The organism is Nocardioides terrae (assembly GCF_900112345.1).
GTDB lineage: Bacteria > Actinomycetota > Actinomycetes > Propionibacteriales > Nocardioidaceae > Nocardioides > Nocardioides terrae.
Window position 1 is genome coordinate 91885 of sequence record NZ_FOLB01000006.1, and the last position, 19256, is coordinate 111140.

Sequence of the window (19256 nt, forward strand, 5' to 3'; positions counted from 1 at the left end):
TTCATCGGTGGGCCCCCGGCACGAGCTGGGCGAGGTCGGTGACCACGACGTCGGCGCCCGCGTTGACCAGCGCGGTCCGACCCGCACCGCGGTCCACGCCCACGACGAGCCCGAACCGGCCGGCGGCACCGGCCGCGACGCCCGACAGCGCATCCTCCAGTACGACGGCGTCGGCGGCTGCGGCACCGAGCGCCTCCGCGGCGTGGAGGAAGGTGTCCGGGGCAGGCTTGCCGGCCAGCCCGAGCTCGTCGGCGACGGCGCCGTCGACGACCGTCCCGAAGCGGTCGAGCAGCCCGGCGGCCTGGAGCACGTGCCGGGCGTTGGCCGAGGAGGACACCACCCCGAGGCTGATGCCGACCTCGCGCAGGTGGTCGAGCAGCACGACCGAGCCGGGGTAGGCCTCCACGCCGTCGCGGTCGAGGACCTTGTTGAAGGCGTCGTTCTTGCGGTTGCCCAGCCCGCGCACGGTCAGCGCGTCGGGCGGGTCGTCGGAGCTGCCCTCGGGCAGCGAGATGCCGCGGGAGACGAGGAAGTCGCGCACCCCGTCGTAGCGCGGCTTGCCGTCGACGTGGGCGAAGTAGTCCGCATCGGTGTAGGGCGCCTGCTCGGGGTAGTGCTCGGAGAGATAGTCGTTGAACAGGTCCGACCAGGCGGCCATGTGGACGACCGCGGTCGGAGTGATCACCCCGTCCAGGTCGAAGAGGACGGCGGCGTACCGGTTCCAGTCGACGGACTCCATGCCTGCAGGTTATTGCCCTGGCGCGCGCGCGTGCTGCAGGAGCATGGTGATGTCATGGCGACGAGGCTGCTGGTGGGTACGCGCAAGGGGTTGTGGATCGGGACGTCGGACGACGCTCGTGAGGAGTGGAGCTTCTCGGGTCCCCACCACAACATGGAGGAGATCTACTCCTGCATGATCGAGCCGGGCACGGGCCGGATCCTGGCCGGGGCGTCCTCACTCTGGCTGGGCTCGCTGGTCCGGACGAGCGAGGACGGCGGGGAGACCTGGACCGAGGCTTCGGTCAAGTTCCCCGACGACGTCGACGCGAGTGTCGCCCGGATCTGGCAGCTGATGCCCGGCGCTCCCTCCGATGCGACGGCCGGCCGCACCATCTGGGCCGGCACGGAGCCGGGAGCGATCTTCCGCTCCACCGACGGCGGCAGGAGCTTCGAGCTCGAGCGCGGGCTGTGGGACCACCCCCACCGGACCGAGTGGAACGCGGGCTTCGGCGGCCAGGCGTTCCACACCCTCCTGCCGCACCCGACCGACCCGCTATCGCTGACCGCGGCGATCTCCACCGGCGGTGTCTACCAGACCCGGGACGGCGGCGTGTCCTGGCAGCCGAGGAACGACGGGCTGCGGGCGATCTTCCTGCCCGAGGGCATGCAGTTCCCGGAGTTCGGCCAGTGCGTGCACAAGGTCGCCCGGCACCCCTCCCGGCCCGAGCGGCTCTACCTCCAGAACCACGGCGGCGTGTACCGCTCCGACGACGAGGGCGCCACCTGGAAGTCGATCGCCGACGGCCTGCCGACCGACTTCGGGTTCGCCATGGTGGTCCACCCGCACGAGCCCGACACGATCTACACGTTCCCGATCGGGGCCGGCGAGAGCCGCTTCCCGCCCGAGGCGAAGGCGCGGGTGTGGCGCTCGCGGGACGCGGGGGAGACCTGGGAGGCGCTCGACAAGGGCCTGCCCGACCCGTGCTACGTCGCGGTCATGCGCGACGCGATGTGCGTCGACGACCACGAGCAGGCGGGGGTCTATGTGGGCGCTCGCAACGGCACCGTGTGGGCCTCCAACGACGCCGGTGAGTCATGGCGCGAGATCATCAGCGAACTGCCGGACGTCATGGTGGTGCGCGCGGCCGCCCTCAGCTGAGCCGTGGACACCGCGCCGGCCGTGGGCGACGCCGACGCTAATCTTTGCCCATGAGCGAGACCTCCGAGCCCCGTGAAGTCGACATCAAGCCGCGCTCGCGCGCGGTGACCGACGGCCTGGAGGCCACCGCAGCGCGAGGGATGCTCCGCGCGGTGGGCCTCGGGGACGACGATTTCGCCAAGCCGCAGGTCGGCGTCGCCTCGTCCTGGAACGAGATCACCCCCTGCAACCTCTCCCTCGACCGGCTGGCGAAGGCCGTCAAGAACGGCGTCCACGCCGCCGGCGGCTACCCGCTGGAGTTCGGCACCATCTCGGTCTCCGACGGCATCTCGATGGGCCACGAGGGCATGCACTTCTCGCTGGTCTCCCGCGAGGTGATCGCCGACTCCGTCGAGGTCGTGATGAGCGCCGAGCGGCTCGACGGCTCGGTGCTGCTCGCCGGCTGCGACAAGTCGCTCCCCGGGATGCTGATGGCCGCCGCCCGCCTCGACCTGGCCTCGGTGTTCCTGTACGCCGGCTCGACCATGCCCGGACAGGTCGACGGCCGTGACGTCACGATCATCGACGCCTTCGAGGCGGTCGGTGCCTGTCTCGCGGGGAAGATGAGCCGCGACGAGGTCACCCGCATCGAGAAGGCGATCTGCCCCGGCGAGGGCGCCTGCGGCGGCATGTACACCGCCAACACCATGGCCGCGGTCGGTGAGGCGCTCGGCATGTCCCTGCCCGGCTCCGCCGCCCCGCCGGCCGTCGACCGCCGTCGCGACGGCTTCGCGCACCGCTCGGGAGAGGCCGTCGTCAACCTGCTCCGTCAGGGCATCACCGCGCGCCAGATCCTCACGAAGGAGGCGTTCGAGAACGCCATCACGGTCGTCATGGCGCTGGGCGGCTCCACGAACGCCGTCCTCCACCTGCTGGCCATCGCCAACGAGGCCGAGGTCGACCTGACCCTCGACGACTTCACCCGGATCGGTGCGAAGGTGCCGCACCTGGCCGACCTGAAGCCCTACGGCAAGTACGTCATGAACGACGTCGACAAGATCGGCGGCATCCCCGTCGTCATGAAGGCGCTTCTCGACGCCGGCCTGCTGCACGGCGACACGCTGACCGTGACGGGCAGGACGATGGCGGAGAACCTCGCCGAGCTCGCGCCGCCGGCTGTCGACGACGAGGTGATCCACTCCTTCGAGCGGCCCATCCACGCGACCGGCGGCCTCACCATCCTCAAGGGCACGCTCGCGCCCGAGGGCGCTGTCGTCAAGACGGCCGGCTTCGACGACACCGTCTTCCGCGGCACCGCTCGCGTCTTCGACGGCGAGCGCGCCGCGATGGACGCCCTCGAGCAGGGCCGGATCGTCGCCGGCGACGTCGTCGTCATCCGCTACGAGGGCCCCAAGGGCGGCCCGGGCATGCGCGAGATGCTCGCCATCACCGGCGCCATCAAGGGCGCCGGCCTCGGCAAGGACGTGCTGCTCATCACCGACGGCCGCTTCTCCGGCGGCACCACCGGGCTGTGCGTCGGCCACATCGCGCCCGAGGCGGTCGACGCCGGGCCGATCGCCTTCGTCCGCGACGGCGACCCGATCGTCCTCGACGTGCTCAACCAGCGTCTCGACCTCGAGGTCGGCGAGGACGAGATCGAGCAGCGCAAGGCCGGTTGGGAGCCGCTGCCGCCGAGATACACCCGTGGCGTGCTCGGGAAGTACGCCAAGACGGTGAAGTCGGCCGCCCTCGGCGCCGTCACCAGCTGACCACGTGCTGAGGGGACGCCGACTCGGGCACCTCGCCACCGCCGCGCCGGTCCTGACCGGCCTGGTGCTGGTCGCTGCCCTGGTCACCGGTGCCGTCTGGAGCAGTGAGCAGGCAACTGTTCCGACCGGCCGGGGAGCCGAGGGCTCATCGGCGGCCGCGGCACCGGGCGGCCGGTCATCGGCGGCCTCGGCGACACGGACGGTCGCCGACTCGGCGCCAGCCACGCTGCCCGGCGGCCGCACCCGCGTCTTCGCGGACAACCGCTTCCTCGTCGCCTACTACGGCACCGCGGGCAGCGGTGCTCTCGGCGTGCTCGGGGAGGGCACACCCGAGCGGATGCAGCGTCGGCTGACGCGGGCGGCCGCCCCGTTCGCGCGACCCGGGCGTCCGGTCCAGCCGGTCTACGAGCTGATCGTCACGATCGCCGACGCCCACCCGGGCAAGGACGGCGACTACAACCACGACATCAGCCGGCGCCAGGTCCGGTCCTACATCGACGCCGCGCACCGTCACGATGCCCTCGTCGTGCTCGACGTCCAGCCCGGCAAGGCACGGTTCGACTCCGTCGTACGCCGCTGGGCGTGGGCACTGCGCGACCCGTGGGTCGGGCTGGCGCTCGACCCGGAGTGGCGGATGGCGCGCGGCGGCGTGCCCGGTCGTCGCGTCGGCACCGTCGGGGCCGCCGAGGTCGACCGCGTCTCGGCGATGCTGTCCAGGCTCGTGGCGCGGCACCGGCTGCCGCAGAAGCTCTTCCTCCTCCACCAGTTCCGCCGCGACATGGTCGTCCACCCGGAGCGGGTCGTGGCCCGGCCCGGCCTGGCGATGGTGCAGCACGTCGACGGCTTCGGCACCCGCCAGCAGAAGCTCGCGACCTACCGGAACGTCGCCCGGCCGCGGCAGTTCACCATGGGCTTCAAGCTGTTCTACGACGAGGACGTCCACCGCATGGGCGCCGCCGCCGTCGGCAAGGTGCGGCCGCGCGTCAGGTTCGTCAGCTTCCAGTGAGGGCAACGGGATGGCCATGGGTCTGCTGCGCCGGCTGCTGACGCTCGGTCCTCACGCGGGCGCCCACCGGATCGCCCTGCGCTCGGCCGTCTCCGTCCTCGTGCCGCTCCTGGTCCTGTGGACGTCCGACCACCTGGCGTGGTCGATCTACGCCGTGTTCGGTGCCTTCACCTCGCTCTACGGCCGGGATCGCACCGACCGCGCCCGGCTCTCCCTGCAGGTCGAGGCCGGGATCACGCAGGTGGCCGTCGTGACGCTCGGCGTGCTGGTCGGGCTCAGCGACCAGCGGGCCTGGCTGTCGGTGCCGTTCGCCGCCGCGGTGGCGGTGGGGGCCTCCTACGAGTCGACCCGTCGTGGCTGGCACCCGCCCGGCTCGCTCTTCCAGGTCTTCGCCTTCGCCGCCGTCGCCTCGGCGCCGGCCACGTCCGCCGACGTCGCGCCGGCGATCCTGGTCTCGGCCGCGACCGCGCTGTTCGCGGTGCTCGTCGGGATGGCCGGCCCGGCCGTTCGCCGGGTGCGGTCCGCGACGCCGCTCGCGCCCGCCCAGCCGATCGGCGGCGCGGTCGAGGGCGTGACCCGCTATGCGCTGCAGTCCGGCGCCGGTGTGCTCATCGCGGGGACGATCGCCACCTCGGCGGGGATCGGCCGGCCCTACTGGGCGATGGTGTCGGCCGTCGTACCCCTCGTGGCGCGGGACCTGACGACCCAGGTCACCCGCGGCCTGCACCGCGTGGTCGGGACGGGCCTCGGCCTGCTCGTCGGGTGGGCCTTCTTCGCGCTCGACGTCCGCGGTCTCGGCCTCGTCGTGCTCGTCGCCGTGCTCCAGGCGGGCGCCGAGCTGCTCGTCGGCCGCAACTACGCGCTGGCGCTCGTCCTGGTGACGCCGCTGGCGCTGCTGATGGTCCACCTCGTCGCGCCCGTGCCGACCGGCGAGCTGCTTCGCGACCGGGGCGTCGAGACGGTGATCGGGGTGGTCGTGGGCATCGCCGTCGGCTACCTGAGCCGACCGCGCACGAGCTAGCCGAGCTCCGCGTCCTCGACGCGGGCCTCCTCCTCGGTGGCCTCGATGTGCCGGGCGGCCTCCTCCGGGCTGAGCCGGAAGCGGTAGGCCAGCACGTAGACGATGATCGAGAGCAGGCCCATCAGGCCCGCCGACCACTCGAAGTTGAGCATGCCGCGGTTGCCGGCCCCCGGGTCGGGGAAGCTGCCGAGGTAGGAGATCACGGTGACACCGATGAGCCACGGGAACACCCACGCCGCACCTGAGGACAGGGCCAGGTCGGGGAGGTGCACCTGGCCGGTCAGGACGAAGATGCCGAGCAGCGCGAAGCCGATCAGCACCGCCACCATCAGCTTCCAGTCGACGTCCCAGCCCGACCAGTAGACGATCATGTTCGACGCCCAGAACGCCAGCACCGGGATGACGTGGCCACCCGGCAGGCGGAAGGGGCGCTCCCGGTCGGGCTGCTGCTTGCGCATGGCCGCGAGCACCAGGGGACCCGATGCGAAGGACATCACCGTCGCCGAGGAGATGAACCCCACCAGCTGTTGCCAGCTCGGGAAGGGCAGGAAGACGACCAGGCCGACGACGAACGTCACGATCAGGCTGATCATCGGGACACCCCGATCGGTGGTCCGTGCCAGGGCTCGAGGCGCGTTCCCGTTGCGCGCCATCGCGTAGGAGATGCGTGAGGTGATCGTGGTGTAGATCAGACCCGTGTCACCGGGGGAGACGATCGCGTCGATGTAGAGCAGCACGGCCAGCCATCCGAGCCCGAGCAGCGTCGCGACTGCCGCGAGGGGGCCGAAGTCGTCGTCGAAGGAGAGGTTCGACCAGCCGTGGGAGAGCAGGCCCGGCTTGAGGGCGCCGATGAACGCGACCTGCAGCAGCACGTAGATGACACCCGTGATGAGCACCGAGCCGATCACAGCGATCGGCACGTTGCGACGGGGGTTGTCGGTCTCGCCGGCCAGCTCGATGCCCTGGCGGAAGCCGAGGAAGCTGAACACGATCCCGCCGGTCGCGATGGCACTGAAGATGCCGTGGACGCCGGACGGCGCGAAGCCCTCGGAGTGGAAGTTGCTGCCGTGGAACGCGGTGACGAGGAACGCGACGACCACGACGCTGATGATCAACAGCTTCCAGGCAACCAGCACATTGTTGAGCCGCGCGAACCAGCGGATGCCGAAGTAGTTGACGACCACGAACAGCGCCATCAGGACCACCGCGGCGACGTAGCCGATGGCGGTGAGCGTGTGGACGGTGACCTCGCTGTCGGTGCCGCAGCCGGACACGCAGTGCGGCTTGGTGAAGTCGGCGTACTTCGTGGCGTACTGCAGCGCGCCCAGCACCTCGATCGGCGCGGTCGTCGCCACGGCCACCCACGTGATCCACCCGGAGGTGTAGCTCGCGAACGAGCCGAAGGAAAGGTGCGGGTAGCGGACGACGCCGCCGGAAAGGGGGAACATCGTGCCCAGCTCGGCGTACACCAGGGCGATGAGCAGGATCAGGAAGCCGCCCAGCGCCCAGGAGATGGTGGCGGCCGGTCCGGCCTGGGTCGAGGCGTTCAGCGCGCCGAACAGCCAGCCCGACCCGATGATCGAGCCCACGCTGGCGAACAGGAGGCCGACGACGCCGACGTGCCTGCGCAGGTTGGGGTGATCCCCGGAGGGATCCTGGTCGGTGTCATGGGCCACGGACGTCATGGCATCCTTCCCGTCGCGACATGCGGCAGCTCCAACGGCTGGCCGTCGATGCCGGTCCTTTACCCACCCCCGCCTGCGGCTATGTTCGGCGCCGTGCCTGAGATCAACCAGTTCGGCCAGCCCGTCGGGGACCTCGTCGAGGGCTGGGAGCCGCGGCCGCGCCCCGAGCCGGTGACGCTGACCGGTCGCTACGTCCGCGTGGTCCCGCTCACCTCCGCGCACTACTCCGACCTCTTCGGGGCCACCTGCGGGCCGGAGGACGCCGAGCTGTGGACCTACCGGCCCATCGCGCGACCGGCGAGCCTGCCCGACCTGTGGATGCACCTCGCGACGGTCCTCGAGTCACCCGTCGACGTGACGTTCGCGCTCGTCCCGAGCGAGGGGGAGTACGCCGGCCGGGCGGCCGGCCTGGCGTCGTACCTGCGCATCGAGCCGCGCACGGGCCAGGTCGAGGTCGGCGGCGTCCTCTTCGCGAAGGCACTGCAGCGGACCCGGGCGGCGACCGAGGCGATCCACCTGCTCATGAGCCACGCGTTCGACGACCTGGGCTACCGGCGCTTCGAGTGGAAGTGCGACAGCCTCAACGAGCCGTCGCGACGGGCGGCGGCCCGGCTCGGCTTCGTCCACGAGGGACGGTTCCGCCACCACATGGTCACGCAGGGACGCAACCGCGACACCGACTGGTTCTCGGTCACCGACGCCGAGTGGCCGGATGTCCGGGCAGCGCAGGAGCGGTGGCTGGACCCGGCGAATTTCGACGGCGCCGGGCGCCAGCTCACTGCGCTGAGCGCGCTGACGGGAGCGGTGGGAGAGTGATGCCATGGACCAGAGGATCAGCCTCATCAGCATCGCGGTCAGCGATGTGGCGGCCAGCCGGGCGTTCTACTGCGACGGGCTGGGGTGGAGCGAGTTCATGTACGTCGAGGGCGACGTCTGCATGATCCGGACCGGCGAGCACCTGCTGCTCTCGCTCTGGGACCAGACCCACTTCGAGGCCGAGCTGGGCCAGCCGATCCGGCGTGGTGACGGGGTCGCGCCGCTGACCCTGTCGCACAACGTGGCCACCCGGGAGGAGGTCGACGCCGCCCTCAGGACCGCGCGCGACGCGGGCGCCGACCCGGTGGGCGATGCGGTCCAGCGGGAGTGGGGCGGTTACACCGGTTACTTCGCCGATCCCGACGGCTACCGTTGGGAGGTCGCCTTCGTCCCCGGAGAGATCGCAGAGGTGGTGCTGCCATGACGGACCAGCCCGACGGCATCCTGGACGGCCACGGCGTCGCCGCCGCCCGGCTCGACGACTGGCGGCTGCTCTTCGCCGCGCTGCACGCGCGGTTCCGGACGGGCGGTTTCGCCCAGGGCGTCGCGTTCGTCGACCGGATCGCCGAGCAGGCGGAGAAGGCCGACCACCACCCCGACATCGACCTGCGCTACGGCTTCGTCCACGTCCGGCTGTCCAGCCACGACGCCGGCGGGGTGACCGAGCGCGACGTCAGCCTGGCGCGGATCATCAGCGAGCTCGCCGACGGCCTCGACCTGACGCCGGAGACCGGGAGGCTGCAGGTCCCCGAGCTCGCCCTCGACACCGCCGACGTGGAAGCGGTCAAGCCGTTCTGGCGGGCGGTCCTCGGCTACGTCGACAGCGAGCAGGACGACGAGCTGGTCGACCCCGACGGCCGGCTGCCCACGATGTGGTTCCAGGAGACCGAGCCGCACGAGACCCCGCGGCAGCGGTTCCACCTCGACGTACGCGTGCCGCCGGAGTTCGCCCAGCAGCGGATCGCCGCCGCCCTCGAGGCGGGCGGGACGATGGTCAGCGAGGACCGGGCGCCGCGGTTCTGGGTGCTGGCCGACCCCGAGGGCAACAAGGCGTGCGTCACGACCTGGCTGGGCCGCACCCCGCCGCCCGAGTGATTCGCCGCATCCTGGGATTGGCGTCTCATATTCTGGGACGCCCCGCGGGACGGGATGACGGATCGGCGGGTGACGAGTAGCGTGACGGGCATGCGCCTGGAGATTCTCGTACGCACGCGACGCGCCCGCTGAGCCCACTCAGTCGACGCGTCCCCCTCCGCTGCCGTTCCGGCCGGGGGGTTTTTTGTTGCAGCAGCGGATCAGCCGGCGACAGCCACACCACAGATGAGGAACCACAGCGAGATGAGTGACCAGATAACCGGGGCACAGAGCCTGGTCAAGTCGTTGGAGGCGGCGGGCGCCGACAACATCTTCGGGATCCCGGGCGGCGCGATCCTCCCGGCCTACGACCCGCTCATGGACTCCACCAAGGTGCGTCACATCCTCGTCCGGCACGAGCAGGGCGCGGGTCACGCCGCGGAGGGTTACGCCTCGGCGACAGGCCGGGTGGGCGTGTGCATGGCGACCTCCGGTCCGGGCGCGACCAACCTGGTCACCCCGATCGCGGACGCCCACATGGACTCGGTGCCGATGGTGGCGATCACCGGGCAGGTGGCGGAGAGCCTGATCGGCACCGACGCCTTCCAGGAGGCCGACATCCGCGGCATCACGATGCCGATCACCAAGCACAACTTCCTCGTCACCGACGCCGCCGACATCCCACGCCGGATCGCCGAGGCGTTCCACATCGCCTCCACCGGCAGGCCCGGCCCGGTGCTCGTCGACATCGCGAAGAGCGCCCTGCAGGCGTCGACCACCTTCGAGTGGCCCGCCGAGCTGCAGCTTCCCGGCTACCGACCGATCACCAAGCCGCACGCCAAGCAGATCCGCGAGGCGGCCCGGCTCATGCTGGCCAGCCGCAAGCCCGTGCTGTACGTCGGCGGAGGCACCATCCGCTCCCGCGCGCACCGCGAGCTCCGCAGGCTCGCGGAGCTGACCGGCATCCCGGTCGTCACCACGCTGATGGCGCGCGGGGCGTTCCCCGACAGTCACCCACAGCACCTCGGCATGCCCGGCATGCACGGCACCGTCTCCGCCGTCGCCGGCCTGCAGAAGAGCGACCTGATCATCAGCCTGGGCGCGCGCTTCGACGACCGCGTGACCGGCGACCTCTCCACCTTCGCGCCGGGCGCGGCGGTGATCCACGCCGACATCGACCCGGCCGAGATCGGGAAGAACAGGCACGCCGACGTCCCGATCGTGGGCGACATCCGCGAGGTGATCACCGATCTGCTGGTCGTCCTCGAGGCCGAGCAGGCCGCCGGCCGTGTCGGCGACTACGAGTCGTGGGTGGCCTACTGCGCGGGAATCAAGAAGCGCTACCCCCTCGGCTACGACACGCCGGCCGACGGCCTCGCGCCGCAGTACGTCATCGAGCGGCTCGGCGCGATCGCCGGCCCCGAGGCGATCTACGTGGCCGGCGTCGGACAGCACCAGATGTGGGCGGCGCAGTTCATCGGCTACGAGCACCCCAACACGTGGCTCAACTCCGGCGGCGCCGGCACGATGGGCTACTCGGTGCCGGCGGCGATGGGCGCCAAGGTCGGCCGCCCGGACGCGACGGTGTGGTCCATCGACGGCGACGGCTGCTTCCAGATGACCAACCAGGAGCTGGCCACCTGTGCGATCGAGGGCATCCCGATCAAGGTCGCCGTCATCGACAACGGCAACCTCGGCATGGTCCGCCAGTGGCAGACGCTCTTCTACAACGAGCGCTACTCCAACACGAACCTGCAGGACCACGCGGGCGCCGTCCGGATCCCCGACTTCCCCAAGCTCGCCGAGGCCTACGGCTGCGTCGGTCTCTCGTGCGAGTCGGCCGACGACGTCGACGCGACCATCGCCAAGGCGATGGAGATCAACGACGTCCCCGTCGTGGTCGACTTCCGCGTCAACAAGGACGCCATGGTGTGGCCGATGATCGCCGGTGGCGCCAGCAACGACCAGATCCAGTACGCGCGCGACCTCGCGCCCAAGTTCGACGAGGACGACCTGTGAGCACGGAGATCATCGGCGGTCAGCACACCCTCTCGGTCCTGGTCGAGGACCGGCCCGGTGTTCTCGCCCGCATCGCGGGGCTCTTCAGCCGCCGCGGCTTCAACATCGAGTCGCTGGCGGTGGGCCCGACCGAGCACGTCGGCATCTCGCGGATGACGATCGTGGTCAACGTCGAGGAGACCCCGCTCGAGCAGGTGACCAAGCAGCTCAACAAGCTGGTGGAGGTCATCAAGATCGTCGAGCTCGAGCAGGGTCAGGCCGTCCAGCGCGAGCTCCTGCTCGTCAAGGTCGGCGCGACGGTGGAGACGCGCGGCCAGGTGCTCGACGCGGTGCAGCTCTTCCGGGCCAAGGTCGTCGACATCGCCCCGGACGCGGTGACCATCCAGGTGATCGGCAACAGTGGCAAGCTGACCGACTTCCTCCGCGTCCTCGAGCCCTTCGGCATCCGCGAGCTCGTGCAGTCGGGCATGGTCGCGATCGGTCGCGGCGCGCGGTCCATCTCGGAGCGGTCCGGCCGCCCGGTCGCCGTACCCGCTCCTCCCGCAGCATCCTGACCTTCCCGTACCACGACAAGAAATCACAGAAGGAGAGCCCGAAGTGGCTGAGATTTTCTACGACGACGACGCCGACCTGTCCCTGGTCCAGGGCAAGAAGGTCGCCGTCATCGGTTACGGCAGCCAGGGCCACGCGCACGCGCTCAACCTGCGCGACTCCGGCGTCGACGTGCGCGTCGGGCTCCAGCCGGGCTCGAAGAGCATCCAGAAGGCGGAGGACGAGGGCTTCCGCGTCCTCACCCCGGCCGACGCCGCCGCCGAGGCCGACGTCATCGTCATCCTGGCCCCCGACCAGCACCAGCGCGGCCTCTACGCGAACGAGCTCGCCCAGCACGTGACGCCCGGCAAGACCCTCGTGTTCGGACACGGGTTCAACATCCGTTTCGGCTACATCGAGGTCCCCGAGGGCGTCGACGTCATCCTGGTCGCCCCGAAGGCCCCGGGCCACACGGTGCGCCGTGAGTACGTCGCCGGCCGCGGCATCCCGGACATCATCGCGGTCGAGCAGGACGCCTCGGGCCAGGCCTGGGACGTCGCCAAGGCCTACGCCAAGGGCATCGGCGGCACCCGCGCCGGCGTCATCAAGACGACCTTCACCGAGGAGACCGAGACTGACCTGTTCGGTGAGCAGGCCGTCCTGTGCGGTGGCGTCTCGCACCTCGTCCAGGCGGGTTTCGAGACGCTGACCGAGGCGGGCTACCAGCCGGAGATCGCCTACTTCGAGGTCCTCCACGAGCTCAAGCTCATCGTCGACCTGATGTGGGAGGGCGGCATCGCCAAGCAGCGTTGGTCGGTCTCCGACACCGCCGAGTACGGCGACTACGTCTCCGGCCCGCGGATCATCACCCCGGCGGTCAAGGCCGAGATGCGGAAGGTCCTCGACGAGATCCAGGACGGCTCCTTCGCCAAGCGCTTCATCGCCGACCAGGACAACGGCGGCAAGGAGTTCCTCGAGCTGCGCGAGAAGGAGGCCCAGCACTCCATCGAGGCCACCGGCAAGGTGCTCCGCTCGCACTTCTCCTGGAAGCAGCAGGACGCCGACTACACGGACGGATCCGCCGCACGCTGATCCACGTCGCCACGGGCCCGTCGGGAATCTTCCCGGCGGGCCCGTTGCTGTGCTGCCCGTGCGCATCGACATCTGGTCCGACATCGCCTGCCCGTGGTGCTACATCGGCAAGCGCCGCCTCGAGGCGGCGTTGGGAGGGTTCGCCCACGCCGACGACGTCGACGTCGTCTACCGCTCCTTCCAGCTCGACCCGACTGCCCCGACCGTCGCCACCGAGACGGCGCAGGAGATGCTCGCGAACAAGTACGGCGTGAGCCCGACGGAGGCCGCGCAGATGCAGGCCCGGGTCACCGAGCTCGCCGCCGCCGAGGGGATGGCCTGGCGCCACGACGAGACCGTCCACGCCAACACCTTCGACGCGCACCGGCTGCTCCACCTCGCCAAGGAGACCGGCCACCAGGCCGAGCTCAAGGAGGCCCTGATGAGGGCCAACTTCGTCGAGGCGCGCAACCTCGCCGACGCCGCGACCCTGCGGGAGGTCGCGGTCGGCGCCGGGCTGCCTGCGGACCGCGTCGACACGGTGCTCGCCGGTGACGAGTTCGCCGCCGACGTACGCGCCGACATCGAGCAGGCGCGCGCCTACGGCGCGACCGGCGTGCCGTTCTTCGTGGTCGACGAGAAGTACGGCGTCTCGGGCGCCCAGCCCACCGAGCTCTTCAGCCAGCTGCTCGAGCGCGCCTGGAGCGAGACGCACCCCGCGGTCGAGATGGTCGCCGGCGCGGCGGACGGCGCCTGCGGACCCGACGGCTGCCCGATCTGACCACACCGACCACTCGCGCAGTGAGACAGCCGTCACGGGGGTTAGGCAAGCCTAAGCAAATGTCGTAGGCTGCCGTGCGTGGTTGCGAACTATCTGATCGGCCTGCGTGAGGGGCTGGAGGCTGCGCTCGTCGTCAGCATCCTGGTCGCCTACCTCGTCAGGACCGGGCGGACCCACCTGCTGAAGCGGATCTGGGCCGGCGTCGGTCTCGCGGTGGCGGTCGCCCTCGGCTTCGGCGCGCTGCTCACGTGGGGCCCCAACGGGCTCACCTTCGAGGCGCAGGAGGCGATCGGCGGCAGCCTGTCGATCGTCGCCGTCGCCTTCGTGACGTGGATGGTCTTCTGGATGGCCCGGGCCGCCCGCGGCCTGGGCGGCGAGCTGCGCGGCGCCATCGACAAGGCCGCCGAGGGCAGCCGCTGGTCGCTCGTCGTCGTCGCCACCCTGGCGGTCGGCCGTGAAGGGCTCGAAACGGCGCTCTTCCTGTGGGCCGCCACCAAGGCCGGCACCCGCGAGACGGCCGGCTCGATCACCCCCACCTGGGAGCCGCTGCTCGGCGCCGTGCTCGGCCTCGCGACGGCCGTCGTGCTCGGCTACCTGATCTACCGCGGCGCCATCGCGATCAACCTGAGCAAGTTCTTCACCTGGACCGGTGCCTTCCTCATCCTCGTCGCCGCCGGCGTGCTGTCGTACGGCGTCCACGACCTGCAGGAGGCCGGGATCCTGCCCGGCCTGCACACCATCGCGTTCGACGTCTCGCACGTCATCGACCCGAACTCCTGGTACGGCACGATCCTCAAGGGCGTCTTCAACTTCTCGCCCGTGACCACCGTGCTCGAGGCGGTCGTGTGGGCGCTCTACGTCGTCCCCGTGATGTTCCTCTTCTTCCGCCGGAGGAGCGGCGCTCCGCAGGCTCAGCCCCGGGCCGCAGCGCCGTCCGGCAGCGTCGCCGTCCACCACTGACCTCCCCCACGAGCGGCCGCCGGCCGTCGTACCACCCGAGAAGGACCCCGCCCATGCGCAAGCCTGCCCTGACCCTGGCCGCCACGGCACTCGCCACGCTGCCGGTCTTCGCCGCCTGCACCGAGAACGCCTCGTCGGCCGATGGTGACAAGAAGTCCGACCCGCGCGCCCTCACGGTCAGCTCCTCGGCCGACGCGTGCGACGTCTCGGCGAGCAGCGCCCCGGCCGGCACGCTCACCTTCGAGGTCACCAACACCGGCTCGCAGGTGACCGAGTTCTACCTCCTCGGCGCCGACGGCCTGACGATCAAGGCCGAGATCGAGAACATCGGCCCGGGCATCAGCCGCAAGCTGACCGTCAACGCGGCGCCGGGCAAGTACGTCACGGCCTGCAAGCCGGGCATGGAGGGCGACGGCATCCGGGCCGACTTCGCCGTCGAGGCGGCCGCCGACGCGCCCACCGTCTCGGCCGGCGACCAGCAGCTCACCGCCACCGCGCTGGCCAACTACAAGGCCTACGTCAACGACCAGTCCGACCAGCTCGTGACCGCGACGCAGAAGTTCGTCGACCTCTACAAGGCCGGCAAGGACGACGAGGCCCGCGCGCTCTACCCCGAGGCGCGCATGCACTGGGAGCGCATCGAGACGGTCGCGGAGTCCTTCGGCGACCTCGACCCGAAGACCGACGCGCGCGAGGCGGACCTCGAGCCCGGCCAGAAGTGGACCGGCTGGCACCGCATCGAGAAGGACCTGTGGCCGCCGGCCGGCTACCAGGCCCTCAAGCCGCAGCAGCGGGCGACGTACGGCGAGGACCTGATGACCAACATCAAGACGCTGGACTCCCGGATCGCCGGGCTCGACTACACCGTCGACCAGATCGCCAACGGCTCGCGCGGCCTGCTCGAGGAGGTCGCCAACGGCAAGGTCACCGGCGAGGAGGAGGCCTGGTCCCACACCGACCTGTGGGACTTCCAGGCCAACGTCGACGGTGCCCGTGTCGGCTGGGAGGGCGTCAAGCCGATCGTCGAGGGCAAGGACCCCGAGCTGGGCAAGCAGCTCGACGAGCGCTTCCAGGCGCTGCAGGCGCTGCTCGACAAGCAGAAGCAGGGTGACGGTTTCGCCTTCTACGACAAGGTGAGCGATCCTGACAAGAAGGCGCTCTCCGACGCGGTGAACGCCCTGTCCGAGCCACTCTCCCGACTCACTGCGGCGGTGCTGTCCTGACCGGAATCTCACGCCGAGGCCTCCTCGGCGGCGCCACGGCCCTGACCGGTGTTGCGGTCGGGGCCGGTGGCTTCGCCGCCGGACGTGCCACGGCCGACGACGCCGCCCACAACGCCGGCCGGGCCGGCGAGGTGGCGCGGTCCTACGCGTTCCGCGGCACCCACCAGGCCGGCATCGTCACGCCGGCCCAGGACCGCCTGCACTTCGCGGCCTTCGACGTCACCACCGAGTCCCGCGACGACCTGGTCGCGCTGCTCACCGCCTGGACCGAGGCGGCCGAGCGGATGACGAAGGGTGAGGGCGCCGGGCCGATCGGCCCCACGCAGGGGGCGAGCAACCTGCCCCCGGACGACACCGGCGAGGCGATCGGGCTGCCGCCGAGCGGCCTGACCATCACCTTCGGCTTCGGCCCCGGCCTCTTCCGCAGCGAGGACGGCAAGGACCGCTTCGGGCTCGCCGCCAAGCAGCCGGCCGCGCTCAAGACGCTGCCGCACTTCCCGGGCGACATGCTCGAGCCGACCCGCTCCGGCGGCGATCTGTGCGTCCAGGCCTGTGCCGACGACCCGCAGGTCGCGGTGCACGCGATCCGCAACCTGGCCCGGATCGCGTTCGGCACCGCCTCGGTGCGCTGGAGCCAGCTCGGCTTCGGCCGTACGTCGACCACGTCGGTCGACCAGGACACGCCGCGCAACCTCTTCGGCTTCAAGGACGGCACCCAGAACGTCAAGGCCGAGGAGAAGGACGACCTCTCCGAGCACGTCTGGGTGGCCGACGGCGACGACCCGAAGGCCGCGTGGCTGACCGGTGGCTCCTACCTGGTCGCCCGTCGCATCAACATGCGCATCGAGGTGTGGGACCGGCAGGCCCTCGAGGACCAGGAGTCGTTCGTCGGGCGGACCAAGGACACCGGTGCGCCGCTCTCGGGCGGGACGGAGTTCACCAAGCCGGACTTCGACATGCCCGGGCACGACGGTCCCGTGATCCCGGATGACTCCCACGTCCGCCTGGTCCACCCCGACTTCAACGGCGGCGTCCGGATGCTGCGCCGCGGCTACAACTTCGTCGACGGCTCCAACGACCTCGGCGTGCTCAACGCGGGGCTGTTCTTCCTGGCCTACGTCCGCAACCCCGACACCCACTTCGTGCCGCTGCAGACGAAGATGGCCGCGCACGACGCGATGATGGAGTACCTCCAGGTCACCGGGTCGGCACTCTTCGCCGTCCCGCCCGGCACCGGGCCGGGGGAGTACGTCGGCCAGGCGCTGTTCGAGGCCTGACGCCGGGCCCTACCCCTGGCGGACGCGCAGGGCGCTCACGGCGCTCGCCTGCTCACGCCTGCCCACCACGATCCGTCCGCCCCGGGCGAGGACGGGCTCCCAGCGCGCCGCCGTCTCCGGCGAGAGCGGTCGCAGCGCCAGGAAGACCGCCTGGTCCGCGGCCAGGAGGCCGTCCGCCGCCGGTGGCGGTCCCGGCGGCATCGCCGTCGCCCCGGTGAAGCCGGCGGTCAGGAACTGACCCCAGCCCAGGGCGCCGTCGGCGTGGCCGTCCAGGCAGACCATCGTGCGCAGCCGGGGGAGGAGCGGCTGCAGCTGCCGGACGCACTCCGCCTCCGCCGTACGGAAGATCAGGACGGAGCAGTCGGCCAGCTCCTCGGCGAGCTCGGCGACGGACGCCTCCACCGGATCGATCATGGTCCAGGCCGCTCCCGCGCGGCTGGCACCGAAGATGCAGGTGAGCGCTGAGGGGTCGTTGGCCGACAGCAGGCCGACGGTGTCCTCGGCACCCACCTGGTAGGCGCGGAGCGATGCCTCGACGCTGCGGCTGAGCCCTTGCGTCTCGGCATAGCTGAGGGTCGTGGCGTCGGTGACCAAGCAAGGAGCGGTTGGTACCAGCGAGGCCCCGAGGTCCAGGCTGCGTGCGAGTGACAAACAAGCTCTCCGGTGCGAGGGGATCCGGGGCCGGCCGGCCCCTTCCTCTACGAGTGTGCGAAGTTCTTTGGACAAACGTCAAGATAATCCTGGACAACCGTCAAAAGGAATCTGGACAATCGTCAAGACAGGGGATCCGGCTCGGGTGTCCAATGGAGGCATGCACATGGCGAAGTCGCGTCGCCGACCGGCCGACAAGTTCGAGGAGCGCCGGCGCGAGCTCGCCGAGTCGGCGCTGGTCACCCTGGGAGAGCTGGGCTACGCCCGCACCACCCTGCGGGAGATCGCGAGCAACTCCGAGTTCAGCCACGGCGTGCTGCACTACTACTTCTCGGACAAGCTGGACCTCATCGTCTTCTGCGTGCAGCTCTACAAGGCGCGCTGCGTGCACCGCTACGACGCGGTCGTCGAGAGCTCCACGACTCCGGACGAGCTGCTCGACGGCTTCCTCGGCAAGCTCGCCGAGACGATCGTCGAGGAGGCGCCCATGCACCGGCTCTGGTACGACCTGCGCTCCCAGAGCATGTTCGAGGAGGCCCTGCGCGAACCGGTCAGGGTGATCGACCAGACGCTGGAGGACATGGTCTGGCGGGTCGTCTGCCGGTACGCCGAGCTGCTGGACGTGCGGCCGATGATGACCCCGGCCCTGGCCTACGGGCTGCTCGACGGGCTCTTCCAGCTGGCCCTGCACGGCTACACCGCCGGCCGGGAGGACGCCCTCACGACGCTGCAGGACGAGGTCCGCGCCGTCGTGGCCCTGCTCTTCCGCGACGCCCTGGAGACCAGCGCGGTCTAGGTGCTGCGCGGGGTCCTGTCGTGTGTCAGTGCTTGGTGGCGATGAGCGCGGACGCGTCGGACGCCACCATGACGTCCACCGTCGTGAACCGCTCGTCGGTGAGCCACTCCTCACGCAGCGTGTCGACGCGGCCGTAGGAGATCGGCGGCCACGTCTCGCTCGGGGTGAAGTCGTCGAGGACGACGATGCCGCCGGGCTCGACCAGGTCGACGATGCGGTCGACGCCGACCTCTCCCGGCTGTCCGGAGTCGAGGAACAGCAGCGAGAACGGGCCCTTGTCGAGCAGGGTCGACCAGTCCGCGGAGAGCACCTCGACCTGTGGGTCCTCGGTGAAGATCTCGGCCGCAGCCGTGGCCAGCGTGGTGTCGAGCTCGGCCGTGAGGATGCGGACGTCGTCACGACGTACCCCCGACCGGAGCCAGGCCGTCCCGACCCCGGTGCCCGTCCCGAACTCGGCCATCGTCCCGCTCCGGGTGGCGGCCAGGGCCGCGAGCAGCCGGCCGGTCTCGTTGCGGCAGAAGGAGACGTAGCCGGCCCGACGCGACACGTCGAAGGCGCGGGCGACGATCTCGGGAAGGTCGGGCGGTGCGCTCATGCGCCGGAGTCTTTCACGTCGACCCGCGTCTCGGATGACGGAACGTTCCACCGATCTGCGCCGGCGTGGCGGGCGGGGCCGCTACTGTCGATCCATCATGCGTCTCTTCCTCGTAGCCCCCAT

The 19256-nt window shown here is 70.8% G+C and carries 19 protein-coding genes; 15 read left to right on the top strand and 4 right to left on the bottom strand.

Annotated features, from left to right (window positions below; translation table 11 throughout):
- Position 1: 1 nt before the first annotated feature.
- Positions 2–739, bottom strand: coding sequence for a beta-phosphoglucomutase family hydrolase (locus BM236_RS09775; protein WP_091123037.1), 738 nt, complete (start codon positions 737–739; stop codon positions 2–4).
- Positions 740–793: 54 nt separating this feature from the next.
- Between BM236_RS09775 and BM236_RS09780 the strand changes: the two genes are divergently transcribed.
- The 4 genes from BM236_RS09780 to BM236_RS09795 are packed head-to-tail and all read left to right on the top strand — an operon-like array spanning position 794 to position 5654.
- Positions 794–1879, top strand: coding sequence for a WD40/YVTN/BNR-like repeat-containing protein (locus BM236_RS09780; RefSeq protein ID WP_091123039.1), 1086 nt, complete (start codon positions 794–796; stop codon positions 1877–1879).
- Between the two features lie 50 nt (positions 1880–1929).
- The gene (gene ilvD, locus BM236_RS09785) at positions 1930–3627 is read left to right on the top strand and encodes a dihydroxy-acid dehydratase (protein ID WP_091123042.1); all 1698 of its coding nucleotides are present in this window, start codon (positions 1930–1932) and stop codon (positions 3625–3627) included.
- Between the two features lie 4 nt (positions 3628–3631).
- Complete coding sequence (locus BM236_RS09790; protein ID WP_091123043.1) at positions 3632–4633, top strand: hypothetical protein; 1002 nt, start codon at positions 3632–3634, stop codon at positions 4631–4633.
- A 16-nt stretch (positions 4634–4649) separates the two neighbouring features.
- Positions 4650–5654 carry an FUSC family protein gene (locus tag BM236_RS09795; RefSeq protein ID WP_091123339.1) on the top strand — a complete coding sequence of 335 codons (1005 nt, stop codon included), beginning with the start codon at positions 4650–4652 and terminating at the stop codon, positions 5652–5654.
- On the opposite strand, the gene BM236_RS09800 is transcribed toward BM236_RS09795, so the two are convergent.
- Positions 5651–7339: an APC family permease gene (locus BM236_RS09800; protein WP_091123046.1), complete on the bottom strand. Its 1689-nt coding sequence runs from the start codon at positions 7337–7339 to the stop codon at positions 5651–5653. The genes BM236_RS09795 and BM236_RS09800 overlap by 4 nt on opposite strands.
- A 93-nt stretch (positions 7340–7432) precedes the next feature.
- On the opposite strand from BM236_RS09800, the gene BM236_RS09805 reads away from it, so the two are divergent.
- The 10 genes from BM236_RS09805 to efeB all read left to right on the top strand — a co-directional run bounded on the left by BM236_RS09805 (position 7433) and on the right by efeB (position 17091).
- Positions 7433–8155 (top strand): GNAT family N-acetyltransferase, encoded by a 723-nt coding sequence (locus BM236_RS09805; RefSeq protein WP_091123341.1) that lies wholly within the window; start codon positions 7433–7435, stop codon positions 8153–8155.
- Positions 8156–8159: 4 nt separating this feature from the next.
- Positions 8160–8579 carry a VOC family protein gene (locus BM236_RS09810; protein ID WP_091123047.1) on the top strand — a complete coding sequence of 140 codons (420 nt, stop codon included), beginning with the start codon at positions 8160–8162 and terminating at the stop codon, positions 8577–8579.
- Complete coding sequence (locus BM236_RS09815; protein WP_091123050.1) at positions 8576–9250, top strand: 4a-hydroxytetrahydrobiopterin dehydratase; 675 nt, start codon at positions 8576–8578, stop codon at positions 9248–9250. Before BM236_RS09810 ends, BM236_RS09815 begins: the two co-directional genes overlap by 4 nt.
- A gap of 243 nt (positions 9251–9493) precedes the next feature.
- Positions 9494–11248 (top strand): acetolactate synthase large subunit, encoded by a 1755-nt coding sequence (locus tag BM236_RS09820; protein WP_245750240.1) that lies wholly within the window; start codon positions 9494–9496, stop codon positions 11246–11248.
- Positions 11245–11802, top strand: a complete 558-nt coding sequence (gene ilvN / locus BM236_RS09825) for an acetolactate synthase small subunit (RefSeq protein ID WP_425434194.1) — start codon at positions 11245–11247, stop codon at positions 11800–11802. Before BM236_RS09820 ends, ilvN begins: the two co-directional genes overlap by 4 nt.
- A gap of 43 nt (positions 11803–11845) precedes the next feature.
- Positions 11846–12871 (top strand): ketol-acid reductoisomerase, encoded by a 1026-nt coding sequence (gene ilvC / locus BM236_RS09830; RefSeq protein ID WP_091123054.1) that lies wholly within the window; start codon positions 11846–11848, stop codon positions 12869–12871.
- Positions 12872–12929: 58 nt separating this feature from the next.
- Complete coding sequence (locus BM236_RS09835; RefSeq protein ID WP_091123345.1) at positions 12930–13631, top strand: DsbA family oxidoreductase; 702 nt, start codon at positions 12930–12932, stop codon at positions 13629–13631.
- 78 nt (positions 13632–13709) lie between these two features.
- A complete protein-coding gene (gene efeU, locus BM236_RS09840) occupies positions 13710–14591 on the top strand; it encodes an iron uptake transporter permease EfeU (RefSeq protein ID WP_091123055.1) in 882 nt (293 codons plus the stop codon).
- 53 nt (positions 14592–14644) lie between these two features.
- Positions 14645–15814: an iron uptake system protein EfeO gene (efeO, locus tag BM236_RS09845; protein WP_091123058.1), complete on the top strand. Its 1170-nt coding sequence runs from the start codon at positions 14645–14647 to the stop codon at positions 15812–15814.
- A gap of 5 nt (positions 15815–15819) precedes the next feature.
- Entirely contained in the window at positions 15820–17091 is a 1272-nt protein-coding gene (efeB, locus tag BM236_RS09850) for an iron uptake transporter deferrochelatase/peroxidase subunit (RefSeq protein WP_281247643.1), read from the top strand.
- A 9-nt stretch (positions 17092–17100) separates the two neighbouring features.
- Here the strand turns inward: efeB and BM236_RS09855 are convergent, their stop codons facing one another.
- Positions 17101–17817 carry an AMP-binding protein gene (locus BM236_RS09855; protein WP_091123061.1) on the bottom strand — a complete coding sequence of 239 codons (717 nt, stop codon included), beginning with the start codon at positions 17815–17817 and terminating at the stop codon, positions 17101–17103.
- A gap of 91 nt (positions 17818–17908) precedes the next feature.
- Here BM236_RS09855 and BM236_RS09860 point away from each other — a divergent pair, with 91 nt between their 5' ends.
- The gene (locus BM236_RS09860; RefSeq protein WP_245750241.1) at positions 17909–18538 is read left to right on the top strand and encodes a TetR/AcrR family transcriptional regulator; all 630 of its coding nucleotides are present in this window, start codon (positions 17909–17911) and stop codon (positions 18536–18538) included.
- A 25-nt stretch (positions 18539–18563) separates the two neighbouring features.
- On the opposite strand, the gene BM236_RS09865 is transcribed toward BM236_RS09860, so the two are convergent.
- Complete coding sequence (locus BM236_RS09865) at positions 18564–19133, bottom strand: O-methyltransferase (RefSeq protein WP_091123067.1); 570 nt, start codon at positions 19131–19133, stop codon at positions 18564–18566.
- Positions 19134–19256 lie beyond the last annotated feature (123 nt).